The sequence below is a fragment of the Geobacillus sp. G4 genome (assembly GCF_040327975.1).
Lineage (GTDB): Bacteria > Bacillota > Bacilli > Bacillales > Anoxybacillaceae > Geobacillus > Geobacillus thermoleovorans.
In genome coordinates this window covers 1-1,926 of sequence record NZ_JBEPJY010000045.1, presented here as the reverse complement: position 1 = coordinate 1,926, position 1,926 = coordinate 1, and the positions used below count along the sequence as shown (strand labels likewise).

Below are 1,926 nucleotides of genomic sequence, written 5' to 3'. Positions count from 1 at the left end.
AAGCCCTCGATCGATTAGTATCCGTCAGCTCCACGTGTCGCCACGCTTCCACCTCGGACCTATCGACCTCGTCATCTTCGAGGGATCTTACCCGCTTTGCGCGGTGGGAAATCTCATCTTGAGGGGGGCTTCACGCTTAGATGCTTTCAGCGCTTATCCCGTCCGCACATAGCTACCCAGCGGTGCCCCTGGCGGGACAACTGGTACACCAGCGGTGCGTCCATCCCGGTCCTCTCGTACTAAGGACAGCTCCTCTCAAATTTCCTCCGCCCGCGACGGATAGGGACCGAACTGTCTCACGACGTTCTGAACCCAGCTCGCGTACCGCTTTAATGGGCGAACAGCCCAACCCTTGGGACCGACTACAGCCCCAGGATGCGATGAGCCGACATCGAGGTGCCAAACCTCCCCGTCGATGTGGACTCTTGGGGGAGATCAGCCTGTTATCCCCGGGGTAGCTTTTATCCGTTGAGCGATGGCCCTTCCATGCGGAACCACCGGATCACTAAGCCCGACTTTCGTCCCTGCTCGACCTGTCCGTCTCGCAGTCAAGCTCCCTTGTGCCTTTGCACTCTCCGAATGATTTCCAACCATTCTGAGGGAACCTTTGGGCGCCTCCGTTACCTTTTGGGAGGCGACCGCCCCAGTCAAACTGCCCACCTGACACTGTCTCCCACCCCGCTAAGGGGTGCGGGTTAGAATTTCAATACCGCCAGGGTGGTATCCCACCGTCGCCTCCACCGAAGCTGGCGCTCCGGCTTCCCAGGCTCCCACCTATCCTGTACAAGCGATACCAAAATTCCATATCAGGCTGCAGTAAAGCTCCACGGGGTCTTTCCGTCCTGTCGCGGGTAACCTGCATCTTCACAGGTAGTATAATTTCACCGGGTCTCTCGTTGAGACAGCGCCCAAGTCGTTACACCTTTCGTGCGGGTCGGAACTTACCCGACAAGGAATTTCGCTACCTTAGGACCGTTATAGTTACGGCCGCCGTTTACTGGGGCTTCGGTTCGCACCTTCGCTTCCGCTAAGCGCTCCCCTTAACCTTCCAGCACCGGGCAGGTGTCAGCCCCTATACGTCGCCTTTCGGCTTCGCAGAGACCTGTGTTTTTGATAAACAGTCGCTTGGGCCTTTTCACTGCGGCTCTTCAGGGCTCTTCACCCCAAAGAGCACCCCTTCTCCCGAAGTTACGGGGTCATTTTGCCGAGTTCCTTAACGAGAGTTCTCCCGCGCGCCTTAGGATTCTCTCCTCGCCTACCTGTGTCGGTTTGCGGTACGGGCACCTCTTCCCTCGCTAGAGGCTTTTCTTGGCAGTGTGAAATCGGGGACTTCCGGATTACTCCGTCGCCGTCACCGCTTAGCCTTATGATCCGCGGATTTGCCTGCGGATCAGCCTCACGGCTTGGACAGGCTCTTCCAGCCGCCTGCTCGCCCTATCCTCCTGCGTCCCCCCATCGCTCAAACGGGAAGAAGGTGGTACAGGAATCTCAACCTGTTGTCCATCACCTACGCCTTTCGGCCTCGGCTTAGGTCCCGACTAACCCTGAGCGGACGAACCTTCCTCAGGAACCCTTAGGCTTTCGGCGCAGAGGATTCTCACCTCTGTTTTCGCTACTCATACCGGCATTCTCACTTCTAAGCGCTCCACCAGTCCTTCCGGTCTGGCTTCTCTGCCCTTAGAACGCTCCCCTACCGATGACCAACGGTCATCCCGCAGCTTCGGCGGCACGTTTAGCCCCGGTACATTTTCGGCGCAGAGTCACTCGACCAGTGAGCTATTACGCACTCTTTAAATGGTGGCTGCTTCTAAGCCAACATCCTGGTTGTCTCGGCAACTCCACATCCTTTTCCACTGAACGTGCACTTCGGGGCCTTAGCTGGCGGTCTGGGCTGTTCCCCTCTCGACCACGGATCTTATCACTCGC

The 1,926-nt window shown here is 57.7% G+C and carries 1 rRNA gene; it reads right to left on the bottom strand.

Features of this window, described 5'->3' with window-relative positions:
* A 23S ribosomal RNA gene (locus tag ABS784_RS16775) occupies positions 1-1,926 on the bottom strand; the annotation flags it as partial.